Source organism: Mesorhizobium sp. CO1-1-11 (assembly GCF_020164995.1).
GTDB classification, from domain to species: domain Bacteria; phylum Pseudomonadota; class Alphaproteobacteria; order Rhizobiales; family Rhizobiaceae; genus Mesorhizobium; species Mesorhizobium australicum.
The window spans coordinates 1-15,580 of sequence record NZ_JAIUHE010000012.1 but is presented as its reverse complement, the minus strand read 5'-3'; the positions used below and the strand labels follow the sequence as shown (position 1 = coordinate 15,580).

At 60.8% G+C, this 15,580-nt stretch carries 19 protein-coding genes; 7 read left to right on the top strand and 12 right to left on the bottom strand.

The window, feature by feature from the left end; genetic code table 11:
- Positions 1–8: 8 nt before the first annotated feature.
- The 3 genes from nikC to LB554_RS15525 all read right to left on the bottom strand — a co-directional run bounded on the left by nikC (position 9) and on the right by LB554_RS15525 (position 3,750).
- Positions 9–935: a nickel transporter permease gene (gene nikC / locus LB554_RS15535; RefSeq protein ID WP_224585617.1), complete on the bottom strand. Its 927-nt coding sequence runs from the start codon at positions 933–935 to the stop codon at positions 9–11.
- A gap of 85 nt (positions 936–1,020) precedes the next feature.
- On the bottom strand, positions 1,021–2,073 hold the full coding sequence (locus LB554_RS15530) for an ABC transporter permease (protein WP_224585413.1): 1,053 nt from the start codon (positions 2,071–2,073) through the stop codon (positions 1,021–1,023).
- Between the two features lie 33 nt (positions 2,074–2,106).
- Entirely contained in the window at positions 2,107–3,750 is a 1,644-nt protein-coding gene (locus tag LB554_RS15525; protein WP_411961419.1) for an ABC transporter substrate-binding protein, read from the bottom strand.
- Positions 3,751–3,975: 225 nt separating this feature from the next.
- Between LB554_RS15525 and hisC the strand changes: the two genes are divergently transcribed.
- The 5 genes from hisC to LB554_RS15500 all read left to right on the top strand — a co-directional run bounded on the left by hisC (position 3,976) and on the right by LB554_RS15500 (position 7,950).
- A complete protein-coding gene (gene hisC, locus LB554_RS15520) occupies positions 3,976–5,091 on the top strand; it encodes a histidinol-phosphate transaminase (RefSeq protein ID WP_224585411.1) in 1,116 nt (371 codons plus the stop codon).
- A gap of 9 nt (positions 5,092–5,100) precedes the next feature.
- Positions 5,101–5,880, top strand: coding sequence for a TetR/AcrR family transcriptional regulator (locus tag LB554_RS15515; RefSeq protein WP_224585408.1), 780 nt, complete (start codon positions 5,101–5,103; stop codon positions 5,878–5,880).
- Positions 5,881–5,962: 82 nt separating this feature from the next.
- Positions 5,963–6,742 (top strand): helix-turn-helix transcriptional regulator, encoded by a 780-nt coding sequence (locus tag LB554_RS15510; protein ID WP_140787391.1) that lies wholly within the window; start codon positions 5,963–5,965, stop codon positions 6,740–6,742.
- Between the two features lie 81 nt (positions 6,743–6,823).
- Positions 6,824–7,420 carry an acyl-homoserine-lactone synthase gene (locus LB554_RS15505; protein WP_140787389.1) on the top strand — a complete coding sequence of 199 codons (597 nt, stop codon included), beginning with the start codon at positions 6,824–6,826 and terminating at the stop codon, positions 7,418–7,420.
- A gap of 83 nt (positions 7,421–7,503) precedes the next feature.
- On the top strand, positions 7,504–7,950 hold the full coding sequence (locus LB554_RS15500; protein ID WP_224585407.1) for a LysR family transcriptional regulator: 447 nt from the start codon (positions 7,504–7,506) through the stop codon (positions 7,948–7,950).
- Here LB554_RS15500 and LB554_RS15495 read toward each other — a convergent pair.
- The 7 genes from LB554_RS15495 to LB554_RS15465 form a co-directional block, all read right to left on the bottom strand.
- Positions 7,942–8,169, bottom strand: a complete 228-nt coding sequence (locus tag LB554_RS15495) for a DUF2274 domain-containing protein (RefSeq protein ID WP_224585405.1) — start codon at positions 8,167–8,169, stop codon at positions 7,942–7,944. The genes LB554_RS15500 and LB554_RS15495 overlap by 9 nt on opposite strands.
- Positions 8,166–9,356: a TrbI/VirB10 family protein gene (locus LB554_RS15490; RefSeq protein ID WP_224585402.1), complete on the bottom strand. Its 1,191-nt coding sequence runs from the start codon at positions 9,354–9,356 to the stop codon at positions 8,166–8,168. Before LB554_RS15490 ends, LB554_RS15495 begins: the two co-directional genes overlap by 4 nt.
- On the bottom strand, positions 9,353–10,114 hold the full coding sequence (locus LB554_RS15485; protein ID WP_224585401.1) for a replication initiator protein A: 762 nt from the start codon (positions 10,112–10,114) through the stop codon (positions 9,353–9,355). The genes LB554_RS15490 and LB554_RS15485 overlap by 4 nt, the downstream gene beginning before the upstream one ends.
- 24 nt (positions 10,115–10,138) lie before the next feature.
- The gene (locus LB554_RS15480; RefSeq protein ID WP_224585398.1) at positions 10,139–10,414 is read right to left on the bottom strand and encodes a helix-turn-helix transcriptional regulator; all 276 of its coding nucleotides are present in this window, start codon (positions 10,412–10,414) and stop codon (positions 10,139–10,141) included.
- Positions 10,415–10,546: 132 nt separating this feature from the next.
- Positions 10,547–11,065, bottom strand: a complete 519-nt coding sequence (locus tag LB554_RS15475; protein ID WP_224585397.1) for a DUF2285 domain-containing protein — start codon at positions 11,063–11,065, stop codon at positions 10,547–10,549.
- 70 nt (positions 11,066–11,135) lie between these two features.
- Positions 11,136–11,345: a transcriptional regulator domain-containing protein gene (locus LB554_RS15470; protein WP_224585395.1), complete on the bottom strand. Its 210-nt coding sequence runs from the start codon at positions 11,343–11,345 to the stop codon at positions 11,136–11,138.
- Positions 11,346–11,480: 135 nt separating this feature from the next.
- Positions 11,481–11,759 (bottom strand): DNA -binding domain-containing protein, encoded by a 279-nt coding sequence (locus tag LB554_RS15465; protein ID WP_224585392.1) that lies wholly within the window; start codon positions 11,757–11,759, stop codon positions 11,481–11,483.
- A 77-nt stretch (positions 11,760–11,836) separates the two neighbouring features.
- Here LB554_RS15465 and LB554_RS15460 point away from each other — a divergent pair, with 77 nt between their 5' ends.
- Positions 11,837–12,064 (top strand): helix-turn-helix domain-containing protein, encoded by a 228-nt coding sequence (locus LB554_RS15460; protein ID WP_224585390.1) that lies wholly within the window; start codon positions 11,837–11,839, stop codon positions 12,062–12,064.
- Between the two features lie 167 nt (positions 12,065–12,231).
- Here the strand turns inward: LB554_RS15460 and LB554_RS15455 are convergent, their stop codons facing one another.
- Positions 12,232–13,437 carry a DUF932 domain-containing protein gene (locus LB554_RS15455; RefSeq protein ID WP_411962632.1) on the bottom strand — a complete coding sequence of 402 codons (1,206 nt, stop codon included), beginning with the start codon at positions 13,435–13,437 and terminating at the stop codon, positions 12,232–12,234.
- A gap of 428 nt (positions 13,438–13,865) precedes the next feature.
- Between LB554_RS15455 and LB554_RS15450 the strand changes: the two genes are divergently transcribed.
- Entirely contained in the window at positions 13,866–14,390 is a 525-nt protein-coding gene (locus LB554_RS15450; RefSeq protein ID WP_411962631.1) for a MucR family transcriptional regulator, read from the top strand.
- 94 nt (positions 14,391–14,484) lie between these two features.
- Here LB554_RS15450 and LB554_RS15445 read toward each other — a convergent pair whose 3' ends face one another.
- The gene (locus LB554_RS15445) at positions 14,485–14,796 is read right to left on the bottom strand and encodes a DUF736 domain-containing protein (RefSeq protein ID WP_140787357.1); all 312 of its coding nucleotides are present in this window, start codon (positions 14,794–14,796) and stop codon (positions 14,485–14,487) included.
- Positions 14,797–15,580 lie beyond the last annotated feature (784 nt).

Below are 15,580 nucleotides of genomic sequence, written 5' to 3'. Positions count from 1 at the left end.
CCTCATGTTCATTGGTCGTTGCCGTGCGGATCGAGTGCATCGCGAAGCCCCCCACCGAGAAGGTTGAAGCCGAGGCTGACAATCAGGATGGCAGCGCCTGGCGCGGCCGCGACCCACCACTGGTCGAGGATGAAACGGCGGCCAGAGGCAATCATCGCGCCCCATTCCGGCAGCGGCGGTTGCGCACCCAAGCCAACGAAGCCCAGGCCGGCCGCAGTCAGGATGATGCCGGCCATGTCGAGTGTCACCCGGACGATCAGCGATGAGGTGCACAGCGGCATGATATGTCGAAGCACGATGCGCAGGGGCGAGGCGCCCATGAGTTGCACGGCTTTAATGTAGTCTGAGTTGCGCACGGTCAGTGTCTCGGCGCGCGCAATGCGAGCATAAGGCGGCCAGGAGGTGATAGCGATGGCCAGCACCGCGTTCTCGATGCCGGGGCCAAGAGCGGCGACGAGGGCCAGCGCCAGGATCAGTTTTGGGAACGCAAGGAAGATATCAGTAATACGCATCAGCACTGCATCTACCCAGCCGCCGGCATAACCGGCCGTCGTGCCAACCACGAGGCCTATCGGTGCTGCAATAATGGCGACCAGCACAACCACGAAAAGCGTCAGCCGCGAACCATGGATGATGCGGGAAAATATGTCGCGACCCAGATCGTCGGTGCCAAACCAATGCTCGGCGTTCGGCGTCAGCAGCCGGGCGTTTTTCAAGTCACCGACGAGCGGCGAGTAGGGCGCGAGCTGGTAGGAGAAGACGGCGGTGAACAGGAGGGCCACGACAATGAAGGCCCCGACCATTGCCAGCCTGTTTGCAACCAGACGTCGCCACATCGTATAGGCGCGACCGAGGCGGGCCTGCGAGCGTGACGAAGGGTGCTCCGAAAGCAGCCAGTGGCGATATGACAGAGTTGTTTGTTCTAACGAGCTCATGAGGGATCGTTCCAAGGAATGGCGTTAAGGAGCCTCTCACAGTCCGGCGCGGGGCAGCTGCCTAGCGCCAAAGCAGACAGCCAGGTCACTGCGGTTTCGTCCTTGGATCGAGGACCCGATAGAGCAGGTCCGCAAACAAGTTGATCGCGATGAACACCGAGCCGATGATGACCGTGCCGCCAAGCACTGCGTTCATGTCCGCATTCTGCAGCGAGTTGGTGATGTAGAGGCCGATACCTGGCCACGAGAACACAGTCTCCGTCAGCACCGAGCCCTCAAGCAGTCCGGCGTAGGAAAGCGCGATGACGGTCACCATCGGCACCGCGGCGTTGCGCAGTGCGTGCCTCCATATGATGCGTGTTTCGGAGAGGCCCTTCGCCCGCGCCGCGACCACATATTCTCGGGACAGCTCGTTCAGCATGAAAGAGCGCGTCATGGCGCTGATGTAGGCCATCGAAAAGTAACCGAGCAGCGCTGCCGGAAGGATGAGGTGGCGAAAGACGTCCCGGAAGACATCCCACTGTCCCTGCCAAGCCGCATCGATCAGGTAAAAGCCCGTAAGCGGCTCGAAGCTGTACTCGTATGTGATGTCGATGCGGCCGGGGAATGCCACCCAGTGCAGTTTGGCGTAAAACAGCAGCAGGCAAAGAAGCGCCAGCCAGAAGATGGGGACTGAATAGCCGACCAAAGCTATGGCGCGAACGAGCTGATCGAAAAGGCTGCCACGCCGGACAGCCGCCAAGACGCCGAGCGGCACACCGATGAACGAACCGATCAGGGTACCCACCGTTGCCAGTTCGACGGTAGCCGGGAAGACGCGGCGGATGTCGACCATCACCGGGTTTGTGGTCAGGACCGATCTGCCGAAATCACCACTCAGGATTCCCTTGATGTAGATGTAGAACTGTTCCAGCAACGGCAGGTCGAGACCCATCTCGCGCCGGGTACGCTCGACGACACTGGCTGGTGCCCGATCGCCAAGCACGGCCAGCACCGGATCAATGGGTATGACCCTGCCAATGAAAAACGTCACAGCGAGGAGGCCAAGATAGGTGATCGCCGCGATGGCGAGAAACGAGGCGACGGATGCTAGAAGCGCAATGGCACGTTCTGCACCGCGGCTCCTCGCGGCCGGCATTCCAGCAGCGGTTAAGCTCGACGGTTCCACCGGCTATTCCTTTGTGATGGTGCTCAAGAAATTGGTGTCGAAGCTTGGCCCGAGTTCGAAGCCTTTGACGCTGTCGCGCAGTCCCGCCACTTCGGTCTTTTGGTAAATGATGGCGAAAGGACCGGCGTCGAGAACCTCCTGCTGGAGATGCCGGTACATTTGCGCGCGCCTGGCAGTGTCCTTCTCAAGCAGAGCGGCTTCCGTCTCCTTGGAGAGCTCCGGAACCGCCCATGCATTGCGCCAGGCGAGTGTCTTGTTTTTGCCCTCGTCCGAATTGTCGGTATTGGACGCGAACGTCTGTGCGTTGGAGTTGGGATCGAAATAATCCCCGCCCCACTCGCCGATATAGATGTCGTGGTTGCGGGCGCGGTACTTGGTCACCGTTTGTTTGTCGTCGCCAGGAACGATCTCGATCTTGATGCCGGCCTCGGCCGCGGTCTGCTGAATGGATTCAGCGATGCCCGTCACCGGCTGGGTGTTGCGGACATCCATGGTCACACTGAAGCCGTCCTTCAGCCCTGCCCTATCGAGAAGTTCCTTGGCCTTGGCGACGTCCAGCTTGAAAGGGCTCTCATCGAGCTCGCCCAGCATTCTCTTGGGCAGGAAGGTCTGGTGGATCTGCCCTATGCCCTTGATCAGGGTTGCCCCAATGGCATCGTAGTCAATGAGATATTTGAGGGCTTGGCGAACCCCGGGCTTGGCCAGGTTCTCGTTCTTCTGATTGAGACTGATGTAATAGATCGTGTTCTTGCCGGCGCTGGTAACTTTGATGGCCGGGTTCTTTTCAACGGCCTGAAGGTCGTTCGGCTCCAGGTTACGAGCCACGTCGATGTCGCCTGCCTCCAACGCGAGGCGCTGGGCGGAACTTTCCCTCATGTGGCGATAGATGACGCGGGCAAGCTTGCCCTTTTCGCCATTATAGTTGTCGTTGCGATCCAGGACGACGGCTTCGTTTGCGCGCCATTCGCGTAGCTTGAACGGACCCGATCCGGCCGTATGCATCTTCAGCCAGTCATTGCCGAAGTCATTGTCGTATTTGTATTCATCGGAAGGTGTCACAGTCTTGGCGTGCTCCACCACCAATTCCCTGTCCACCACCGCAGCCTCGGTCGTCGACAGGCAGTTCAGCACGAAGCTCGGTGCGTAGGCTTTATCGACGGTGAACTGGAAGGTGGTATCGTCCAGGGCTTTCGCCTTCTCGGTCACATTGTCGCCGGTCAAGCCCAGCTGGCCAATGATAAAGGCAGGGCTCTTGTCGAGCTTGATGAGGCGCTCAAAAGACCAAGCGACGTCATGAGCTGTGAGTGGGTGCCCCGAGGCGAATTTCAGGCCGGGCCTCAATTTGAATGTGTAGGTTAGACCGTCCTGCGAGATGCTCCAGCTCGCGGCAAGATCCCCTTTGACCTTCGAGGTGTCGGTACGGTCGAACCGCACCAGAAGGTCGTAGACGTTTGCGCTCACCTCGCCGGTCGACAGCTCGAACGCTTCCGCCGGGTCCATGGTGATTATGTCGTCGATGGCGAAGCCTTCGACCAGCGTGTCGGCGGGCGTAACTGCAAACGCCGGCGCGGCACTGATGAGCAGCACTGACAGGGCCGTACTTGTGAGCCAGTGCCGGGGACGAGAGGCAATCTTTTCCATCATCATGTGAACTGTTCCCTTTTTTGCCGGAGCTCCTCACTCCAGGTGATCCTGAGCCGACAAACGGCCTGGAGAACCCTCGTCCGCCGCTGTGTGGTTTATTGTTCGGTGGACAATAAAAACATTATGTATATACTTTTCCGGTGTCAATGGTGCTTTTTTGCTCGCCGTGGGCGCAGCATCGCGACGGCCGGTTCCCGAGATTTGGCCGAGATCAAGAAAGGTAGGACAATGCAGACAGATCCCGAGAACGCCCTCGCGCCGCGTGAGGAAGTGGCGGCACTGCCGACATACAATGCTGGAATCACCGTTGCTGCCGCGAGGCGGATCAGTGGGCGGAATGTCATCGCTGCACTGGCCAGCAACGAAAATCCCTATGGTGCGTCACCGCGGGTCAGCGAGGCACTCGGGTCCTTGGTGCCATCCCGCTACAGCGACCCGGCGTGCGGCGCACTGCGGCAAGCGCTTTCGGAGAAGCTCGGAATCGTCCCCGACCGGATCGTGTGCGGCAATGGATCGGAGGATTTGATTTCGGCACTTTGCCGGGCTTATCTGCGAAAAGGGGACACTGTTCTGACCATTTCGCCCTGCTTTGGCTTGCACGAGATCGAGCCCATGGCGGCGGGCGCTCAGCTGGTCAAGGTGCCAATGACCAAAGAGTTTGATTATGACGTCGACGCATTGGCGCAGAAATTGGCACTGGGCCCAAAAATCGTTTTCATCTCCTCGCCCTCCAATCCGGTCGGAGCGGCGCTTGCGCGGCGGGAACTCGCCCGCCTGGTTGACGCGGTCCCGCCCGGGACGTTGTTCGTCCTGGACGAAGCTTACTTCGAAATGGTCGGCCCTGGTTACCCCGACGGTCTGAAGTTTCTGATTGAGCGCCAGGGGGTGTCCTGGGTAGTGCTGCGCACATTCTCGAAGGCGTACGGCCTTGCGGGTCTGCGCGTGGGTTACGGGGTCTCATCGGATCGTTGCATCGCCCAGGCCATGCGCGCGTGTCTGACGCCCTTCAACGTCAACGCCGCGGCGCAGATTGCTGCCGCTGCCGCGCTCCAGGATAGCGACTGGATGCAAGAGACCACTGCAGAGATGCGCCGCGGCCGCGCCAGTCTTGCCGAGCGTCTACGCGGCCTTGGCGTTCGGGTTGTTCCCTCCCAGGCGAACTTCCTGTTCCTCGATCTGGAAACGGATGCTGCGCGCGTGGCTGGCGCCTTGCTCCAAAAGGGCATAATCGTCAAACCATGGATGGAGCCGGGCTACACCGACCACCTCAGGGTCAGTGTCGGAAAAGCAGAGGACAATGAGAGATTTGCGCAGGAGCTTGCTCGCACCCTGGCGCTTGCCTAGGGGAAAACGGTGGGTGCATTGACGAAAAAGGCTGTGTCGGAGAAGCGCTCCGTGGGGCGTGCGGCAGCCATCGGCCTGACCCGGGAGCGCGTGATCGAGGCAGCAATCGCGCTGATCGACGATGAAGGCATAGCGGGTTTTTCAGTTCGTGCCCTCGCCCGTCGCATCAACGTCTATCCGGCCGCCCTCTACTGGCATATCGGCGGCGCCAAGTCGGATTTGCTCGCCGAAATCTCGGGTGCGCTGATTGCCACCCTGATGACGCCGACCCACCTTCCAAGTGACTGGCGCGATACGATCCGGCTTCTGTTTCAGCGCCTTCGTGCGCGCGTCCACGAGCATCCCCGCGCCGCGCCGCTGCTCGGTCCGCATATTCGCTCAAACGGCGCCCCCAACGCTCCTTGGGTTGAAATCATCCTCAAGGCGTTGACGCAGGCCGGGTTCCAAGATCAAACACTGATCAACGCCTTCAACTCTGTGGTCGGTGCGCTTGAAGGCTACATCACGATGGAACTGGCCGCCGATGGCGCCACGGAGGACTCGGAATGGGTCGGGGCCTTCAACGCGGGTCTCGATGCGCTCGACGAAACGCGCTTTCCGCTGGTCAAGCGACACCTGCCGCAAATGTACAACCGATCGTTTGTGATGCGCTGGAAGAGTGGCGATATCGCACCCCTTGCGGACGGCTACAACTTCCTGATCGAAACCCTCATCCTTGGTCTTGAGGCCCAGGCCAAGGGCGTCCGGGACGGGCAAGCGGATGTACCAGCCCCGACTGCAGATGGCTGACCTCGCGCCAGGGACTGTCGATCTGCCCTGCGCCGGAACCATCCTGGACTGCTGAGCCCGTTTATAGCCCGTGTGAAAAGCAGTGACCAGAAAAGCCAGTTCATCAAGGTCGGAAATAGCTTCTGGCAGCTGGCGCCGAAGACTGAGCGAAACCTGCGTAACAATCGACGAGATACGCAAATGCAGCAGTCCCAAGGGCATCTGCAGTTTGTTGTTGGGCTACGTTGGACGGTTTGGCGCCACGAACCTGCTTGCCGGCGTCATTCCACCGCCCTTCGTGTCTGGACGTGAACAGCTCGCGCATGTGGTGTTGGCGGCCTGGCCCGAGGAGTGGACCGCGCGCTATTTCTCGAACGGCTATCTTGCCCGGGACCCGACGATCCAGCTTGTCAGACAGGCCAGCGCGCCGTTTCACTGGAGCGAGGTTGGGGACCTGTGCAAGGTCTGCCCGTCTGGCCGCCGCATCATGGATGAGGCTAAGGAGTTCGGCCTGGATCAGGGACTTACGATAGCTTTCTCGACCCTCGAACGAAATCCAGTTGGGTTTTCGATTGCCGGGGAGAAACTGGATTCCGACCCTTGTGACAGGTTGGCTCTCCAGTTCGTTATGGCCTACGCATTTGGTTGCGCCTCAGCCCTCGTCGGTGGAGAACTGTGTCGTAAGTCTGTCCACCTTTCGCCCAGGCAGCGGGACGTTCTTCGGTGGGCGTCGGAAGGCCTGACTGTCGATGAGATCGCTCAACGCCTGAACATCAGCAGCAACACGGCAGACAGCCATCTGCGTTCTGTCCGGGAGCGGCTGAGCGTTTCGAGCACTATTCACGCGGTGGCGGAAGCCTTGCGCCTCGGCCTGATCAGTTGAGCAGCTCACGGGATCGCGTGATACGTCGCTGTTTTTGTAAAGAGCACCTTGGGGTTGGACTCAAAACGGAGGACAACCCTAATGCTGCATATCGTGACAAATCAGAATGCCGATCTCTATGGCGCGGAATTGGATCAAGCTTTCCAGCTCCGCCACCAGGTTTTCGTTCAAGAAAAGAACTGGATCGAACTTGCGCGCGAAGACGGTCGCGAAAGGGACCGCTTTGACGACGAGCACGCTGTCCACATGCTTTTCATCGCGGATGGCCGGGTTATCGGCTATCAGCGGATGCTCCCATCGACAAGGCCACACCTTCTCACCGAAGTTCTGCGGAACCTCTGCGATGGCGAGCCGCCTGCTGGACCTCACATCTGGGAATGGACGCGCTACTGCGTCGCGGCCGGGCATCGCGAGCGCGGCAGAATGCTCAGCCCGGTCGCTAACGCACTTCTGTGCGGCATCGTCGAGTGGGGCCTTCGCAGCGGGGTCGACACAATCATCATTGAGATGAATCCGCTCTGGCTGCTGCGGCTCGTGCAATTGCATTTCAGGGTAACGCCGCTCGGGGTCCCTCAATTTATCGGGGGCGAAGAGACGGTTGCAGTGACCGCGCGGTTTGATGAGCGGACGCTAAGACGATTGCATGAGACCCGCAAGGCGAGTGCGCTCTCGGTATAGGCGATGGCGGTCGCACAATGCGGCTCACTGCTCCTGCCGAATAGGAAGTACCACTCCTCCTTGCTCAGCCATAGAGCCGTGATTTGTCACTAAGTCACACAAGCGCACCGCGCCGGCGGATCCAACTCGTTTCGCTCGACTGTGCCCTTATTGTCGCCGAGGAAGGCAGCTTCCTCGGCGCCTCTCGACGAATAAGAATGCACCATTCCGCGCTCAGTCGACGCATCCGTGACCTTGAGGACTCGCTTGGGGTAACGCTTTTCGAACGCCATGCGACTGGTGTTCGTCCAACCAGGGTCGGGGCGAAACTCCTGCGCAATCTCAGTCGTGTCCTTTCAGACCTCGACGACACGCTCGCAATAGCGCAGCCAAACAGAAAGGCACAAGCTGTCGGAAACCTGACGTCCGGACCCGACGCCCTGATGCAGGTGACGGAGTTCCTGGACGTGGTTGTCGACTTTATTCGGGAGCGCCCGGACGTCGAGCTCCGTTTGGTGAAGGCAAAGCTTGGCCCTGAACAGTCACGCTGACTTGCTGTCGCGCCGCGCTCGACTGAATGCCCTGTCAGTTAGCATAAACCGTGCAAGCATAGGCGCGATGAGTTTGGCCGGGTCGGCAACCGCCTGCCCCGTTTGGCGGCCAAGGACCTCTGCATAGGTGACAAGGTCCCGGTGAACGGACGCCGGCAGTTCGACCGTCACTTTGACTGGCCGGTCATCGACAATGCCGGAGAGCTTCAGCTTGGTCATGCAGGCCCCTTCTCGGCGCCGTACGGCACCAGCACAAGGTCACGATTGACGAGGACACGAACTGGAAAAACAGGTCGCACGGTGAGCGTCGGCTGGACGTTAAGCTGGTGGCGCACGATCTGCTGACCGATGTTCGTTGCGGAATCCTGAGCGCTTTCACGAATGGCCTTCGCGATGTCGCTTTCGTTGTCGCTTGAGCCAAGCGACGTCCCAATACCGAGGAGGGTCGAGAGTGCTGCGGCCCGAAACATCTGGCCCCAGTGATGGTCTACATCGTCCTCAAGGCCGGCAAACCCAGACGGGTCCGCTCCCTGCTGGCGCTCCATAACAATGGAGCTGCCATCGGGCAGGATGAGCCGAGTCCAGACCAGCATCACGCGTGACTGGCCGAAAGCAATCTGGCTGTCATACTGCCCAATCAGCCTCGAACCTTGCGGTATCAGCAGGTACGTCCCAGTCGGGCTGTCATAGACATTCTCGGTGACCTGAGCAGTGGTTTGACCAGGCAGGTCGGAACGGATGCCGGTGATCAGGGCCGCTGGGATCACCGTGCCCGCCTGAACGACATAGGGCGAGGCTTTTTTCATGAGATGCTCGGGGCTTACCGTACGACGGTCCGGCGCTGCGTTGATGAATGCAGTTTTGCGGTCCTGCATGTTTGGATCGGTACCAGGATCGAGCGCCGACGGCAGCGCCATGCCGGTCTCGACGACGGCGTCTGCGGGACCAACGCCACGTCTGGCGGGATTTGCCGAGGCGTTGGCGTCGGTGAACAGTTTTGCCACGCGGGCGGCTTCGATCTCAGCTAGGCGGCGTTGTTCTTCTGGATCGACGCGTGGTGCGCCGATGTCCGGCACCGGCTGTCCGCGCTCCTGCGCGCGCAGGATCGGCCGTCCGAGATCGCCAGGCAATGCGGGCCCCAGCTTGGGAACACCAGCATAGTCCTTCGGCAGTGTCTGGAGCCCGTCAGCGGTGGTACGGTTTTCCGTGGTGAAAAGTTCGGATGCTCGCTCGTGGACACGTCTGGTGTCTAGCGCCCAGATGAGCGTTCCGAGGATGGCGACACTGGCGACGCCGCCGAGACCGATGAGGACCTTGCGCGACAGGCGCGTCACCCTGGCCGGTTCTGGCCGCAGCCGCAGTTCCGCCCGGGCGTCCGGGTTAGATGAAATCGCGGCGTCGCTCATCGAAACAGCCCCACGCTGCGCTGTGGCTTTCTTCCATCCGTTCGCACGATGCGGACGCGTTTCTCGCTCGTCTTGTCGCCCAGCCTCAGTTCGGCCGCGGCAAACAGGCGGTCGACGACGTAATAATTTTGGCGGGCACGGTAGTTGACCAGTTCCGAGCCCCCTGACGGGCCGATGACAAACAGCGGCGGCATTTCGCCCTGGCCGATACCGGACGGGAATTCGACCATGATGCCGGCATAAAACCAGTCGGGCAGGACAAGCTCGATGCCAAGCGGTCGAGCGCGATGGTCGGCCCGTTCCTTCCATTCGTTGATCCAGGAGAAGCGGTGCATGCGCCGCTCGGTGGGTTGGCGGATCGAGGTGGCGACGGTGGTCGACTGGAGACGGTCGAGCGCTGCCTTGAGCAGCAGATACTCGCGGGCGGACGTACCGCGACCGATGAAGGTCAGGATTTCGTGCGGCGTCGCCGCCATCATGCGCGAGGTCCCCAGCCCCTTGTCACGGGCATCGACAATTTGCGAGGCGGCCCAGATCAGGATGTCGGCATCCCAGATAGTTGCCATGCCGTGCTCGATGGTAGCCTCGACACGGATGGCGATTTCACCCATTCGGAAATCGATCGGCGTGATACGCCGCGATTTGGCAAGCGAGAAGAATGGCCAGGCCATCAAGTCCTGCGCATCGCGCAACGCCATCTTGCCGGGCCGCGCATGAAACAGCGCGATCGGCTCCAGGTCTGTCGGTGTTGGGCGCATGTCCAGATCCCGCAGCTCGAAATCTCAGCGCGACTTGCCGGCGTAGGCAGGCGCGCGCGCCGCATGTGGCTTGGCGGGCGGAACATAGGCGGCGTTCGTGTCGCTGGTGGACGTGCGCGCGCCAAGCTCGATCCAGGCATGCAGGTCGGCGATGTCGTATAGAACGCGGCCACCGACCTTGCGGTATTTGGGACCAGTGCCATAGGTCCGGTGTTTTTCCAGTGTCCGGGCGCAGAGACCAACGATAGGTGCGGCCTCCTTGGTGCGAAGATATTTTTGGGGCGCGTCCGCCTTCGACATCGCTTGATCTCCATTCGGTTCTGCTGTCGCCCTGGCCTGCCGGGACGTGCGAACGGACGATGGCGAATTGAGAAAAAGGCAGGGAGGGCAAAGATCGGGGGGCATGTTTCTGCTACCCCTTGCCGAAGGATTTCAGCGGACCGGTTTGCGGCTGCGACTTTGGGGATAGAGGAGAAGGTCGCGATAGCCACCGGCGATCAGGCGGTCGGTCCGCCGCAGGATCGCCCGCACCTTGTGGCGAAGATGATGATCGCGCCAGTCGCGCGGAGCGAAGCGCTCGCGCGAGAGCAGTTCCTCGGCAAGCCGGCGGTACGGAGCCCCCGCGCTTCTTCCATCAAAGGCGCGGAGATTGAGAATATGCCTCAGCCTGGTTTGTTGAGGCAGGGAACCGTAGCGAGCGCCGGGTGGACGGCCAGTCAGCGCCCGCCAGAACGTGCGTGCGGCGTCGAGCCTCGTTTCGAAATACTCATCGAGCGGCAGGACAATGGCGTTGATGTCGAGCAGACCGTCTGGGTCACCGGAGACGATATGGTGCGTTGCAGATGCCGACGGCCAGAGAACATGAACTTGCTCGGCTTCGGTCCGGTTGTGAGCGCTGCTGAGCTTAGCAGGCCGAATAGCCGGCTGCGAGGATCCAGCGCCGGCTCTCAACCTTGTTGCGCGAAGAACTCGTGGCCAAGCCTGTTCCGTCCAGACGATGTGATCTGGGGATAATGGCCTGTCAGCAACGATCGCGAAATCGCGCGCCCCAACGAATGGCGAAGTCCGTCGAGCCGATGAGTTCTCCGCTTGCCGGTGCAACCGAAGCCAGCCGGTCGCATTCGGCCGCGAAATCAACGTTCCGGATCAGGTATTCGGCGGCGAACTCGACGGCTTCGTAGCCGCGCATATGCTCGTATGCCGCCGGATCGGTCCAATCGCTGTGCGACATGGCAACGGTCCTCATCGGAGGCCCGCATTCGGCAGCGAGCTTCGCAATCAGCTTCCGGGACGACGGTTCACTCCGGTAGTCAGAGAGTCAGCAAACCGGTTTGTTGGTTCAGCACAACTCTTGGCTCGATAAGGCCTAGTGTGGTGCGCCACCGGCCAGCAGATAGCGATAGCCGTTGGTGGTCATCCATCGCGCACGAGCGAGATGCGTTTCCCAAGCCCTGAAGGCGCGATCGGGCTCCTTCTCGGGATCGATGTGCAGAACGATCCTGGCCACCTCGCGCCAGTCGGCGTCCTCGGCTGCCGCATCGAGAAGACGAATGTATGTGAGCAGACGCTCCTCGTCGTATCCGGTCAGGATGGAGGCATCCGGCGCAACGTCGGCGACATCGGGATCGAGCAGAGGTTTGAGCAAGTGCAATTCCTCGCTGAAATCATTTTGTAGAGAATACTCCGTGGTTGAATACTCGACAATGCCTTGCAGTCGCAGGCATGGAGATACGCGAGGTATTTGCCCGCAATCTGAGGCGGCATCGACAGTCGGCTGGGCTTTCGCAGGAAGAGCTGGCCCACCGTGCAGAAGTCGATCGCACCTACATCAGCGCGCTGGAACGCAGCATCTATGGAGCAACGATCGATGTCGTCGATAAATTGGCAAAAGTTCTCGGTATCGAGGCAGCGGATCTGCTGAAGCGACCTCCGTTGCGCGCTACAAGATAGTGGAGCTAGGCTGTCCTTGTCGCCGTTGTGACCGCAATCGCATCGCGAGCCGGGCAGAGCCGGCGAGGGGGGGGGGGCCCCCCCCCCGGGGGGCCCGCCGCCGTGGATGGTGGAGAGTTCCGACATGAAGCTGCGCGGTCAGAGGCTGACCGCGCAGTGTGGGACGGTCAGGCAGCCTTCTCCAGCAAGGCCTTGGCCTTCCCTTCAAGCTCAAGGCGGCTGTCCTGATGGGATTTGGTGCGAGGGTGCGCAGTCATGCCTTGGACGAAATCAAAAATGCTTTCGGGTGGCCTACCCTCCTCCTGCAAGACGGTTTCGATGACCTTGCCGGCTTCAGCCTTCGAGAACCCGCGCTTGCGCAGGAAGGTTTCGCGGTCGTCATTAGAGCGAGCGACGATCTTCTCGCGGGCTGCCTTGATGCCAGCGATAAACGGCGCGGGTGAGGAGTTGGCGAAACTGGTCAAGGCAGGTGCCGCCTCGTGGGCAAAGCGCTGCGCCGCGAATTTCGAATGACGGATGCTGATTTCCTCAAAACCTTCGACGCCCCAAAGATTGCGGTTCATACACACGGCGCGAAGATAAAAAGAGGCGATGCCAAGCGTCTTGCTGCCGACCTCCGAATTCCAGCAATAAAATCCCCGGAAGTACAAATCCGGCTCTCCGTTCGGCAGGCGTCCCGCCTCGATGGGATGGGTGTCGTCGACCAGAAACAGGAACACGTCGCGATCGCTCGCGTAAAGCGTGGTGGTGTCCTTGGTGATGTCCATGAAGGGATTGTGCGTCATGGTCGCCCAATCCAGCATGCCCGGGACCTTCCACATGGTGTCGCCGATTCCGTTGCCTGCGATCTTCATGACGGCGGCGACTAGCTCGTGATCCCAGATGCGCCCGTAGTCCGGGCCGGTGACGGCACGAAGCTCGACGCGTCCGTCTTCTGCCTCCAAGGTTTTGACAAGCTCGGCGCGGTGATTGAGCAGGCCGTGCTGCAGGTTGATGCCTGCCAGCGGCGCGGGAAGCTGGCGCATGTAAGTCGCGGGAGCGCCGACAAGGCTGCAAAGTTGGCCGAAGCTCCAATGGGTGGGCGCAATCGGCTGGTCTTGTCCGGGAACAATTAGCGAAAGCCTTTCCGCATTCTCACGGCTCGCCTCGACACGGACGGCGCGGCTCTCAACGGTGCGGGCTGTGGCGTGATCCGTGCGGGCGCGCACCGCATCGTAAAGCTCGGTCAGCGACAGATAGCGCTCATCGTCGGGGCGCGAGAACCATTCCGACGAAACACGGCCGATCCGCTCGCCGCGCGAGATGTCGACGCGAAAGCCGCCGGAAACTGGCTGCTGCTGGCTGTTGTCGATGCTGTTGGTGTTCGTGGTCATGTTCATTGGGGTCGCTCCTTTTTCCGTCAATGCCGAAGGCATGTCCCTCGGCATGCCTTCCGGGGGCGCGTGAGCGCGCGGGAGTGATGGGGGCCATTGCCGGCGCGCGGAGCCGGGCTGCACGGTCGAGCGGAGCGGATGGATTGATTGATGGTTGGCGACCGGTCGGCCGCTTTGCGAGCCGGCGGTCCTGCTCTGCACAGGCGGCAATGGCGGGGAAGCGAGGGGGAAGTCTCCTCGCTTCCCTGAAAACGATCGCCAGCGTCGTTCGGTTGCGATCAGATCATGGTAGTGGTGCTTGCCGAGTTGATATTCGCAAGAATGGCGATCGTCAGATGATAACGAATTATTTGCTTGATGATCAGATAGACAGCCACACAAATTTTTAATTGCTGCCCAAGAGAATCAAGAGGGAAGATTTCATGACCGTGTCCGAGGACCTACAGACCAGAGCCGATCTCGTATCGATCGCTGCCGATATTGTCTCCGCCTATGTGTCGAACAATCCGGTGCCGGCGGCAGAGCTGCCGAAACTGATCGGCGATATTCATGTCGCTCTGCAGAACGTCGGCACATCCGTGGCCGAACCTGCGGTGAAACTGGAGCCTGCCGTTTCGATCAGGAAGTCGGTGACGCCGGACTACATCATCTGTCTGGAAGACGGAAAGAAGTTCAAATCGCTGAAGCGGCACCTGGCCACGCATTACAATCTGAGCCCCGAGGGATACCGGCAGAAGTGGAGCCTGCCTGCCGAGTATCCGATGGTCGCCCCGAACTATGCCGCTACCCGCTCGGCGTTGGCGAAGGCGGTCGGTCTCGGGCGCAAGCCGGTTGCACCAGAAATAACCAAGGCGCAGAAGCCGAAACGGACGACTCGTGCAGCTGCCGCGACCATAACCTCGCCTGCTGCAAAGTCGCCGGTCAAGAAAACACGGAAAGTTGCCAAGGCCTAGCCTGCTCCATCGAACTGACTACGGTCGGGCGGTGGCGGACTGAGCATGGTGAAGCCCCGGCGCGGCGCGCCGGGGCTTCTTGGCGGTGTTGATTTCACTCGGCGGTGCGGCGTGACCAGATGAGTGAGAACTCGCCTTCGGTTTCGGTCTCGACCAGGCTCGCATAGATCGGAGCGGGGAAGCTCGGGTCGTCGAGCTTGACGGAGTGATAATCGCGGCCTTCGCGCGAGGTCTTCTTCCATGCCGCCCCGAATTCGGTGGCGCCGGCGAAGATGCGGTAGTCCGGTCCCTTTTCGTTGTCGCCGTCGGCGGGGACGAAATCGACGGTCTTGACGTTGAGGTTGAGGGTCTTGACTGAGCCCTTGAAGCCCTTTGCGGTCCTGGTGAAGATGCCGATCGTAGCCATTGCGGTGGTTCCTTCTATTGCTCGAGCCGCGCCCATCGCGGCCTCGATGGTGGTCGTGAGACTGGAGACGATCGGTCCGCATACCGAAGGGGCTGAAACGAAGTGGAAGACGGCAGGGCGAGGCTTTCTTGGACCGCGAGGAATGGCCGCGCAAACCGGGGTCCCCGCCACGCTTCGTGGTGGGGTGGTTCGGCCAGGGGAAGAAAACGCAGCGCCGCCGTTGCGGGAAGCGATCGAGGCGAAGCCGGTCTTCGGTCAGACCCAATCCATTCGAGGACGCCGTGGGCGTGGCTTGCCGGCAGACGAAAGAGGAACCGCCGCAATGGCGGTCAATTGGATTCACAGCGCAAAGGGCTCGTGGATCAGGGAAGCCAATACACGGCAAGGGAGGGATCCTGCCCCGCGGAAATATGATGGTGACGATGGAAGATCCAGGCTTTCGCCGCTCTTTGCCTTGAAACCCATTGCATTCGATGCGGCACGGAAAGCCATACCCGCGCCAGGGCAGCGACTACTGCCACATCCAGCGGGATATCCGACCGCCGCCCCGGTCTGTGCGAGCCTGGTCGAGACCAGAGCGCGGACGATGCCCAAATGATCCTCCCCAGCGTTGCAGTATGATCGGCCACCGAAAAACCTGCGTCCCCCGCCGGAGCTTCGGCGGGAAAGTCCCCCGCCGTCCGCCGCGTCGTGGGATTGAAGCGTGTCGCGTTTGGAATGGCTTTTCGTTGTTCCGATTGATGGTGTCGTGCTGTCGAGGTTCCGGGCCCCCGGCAACCCGGCC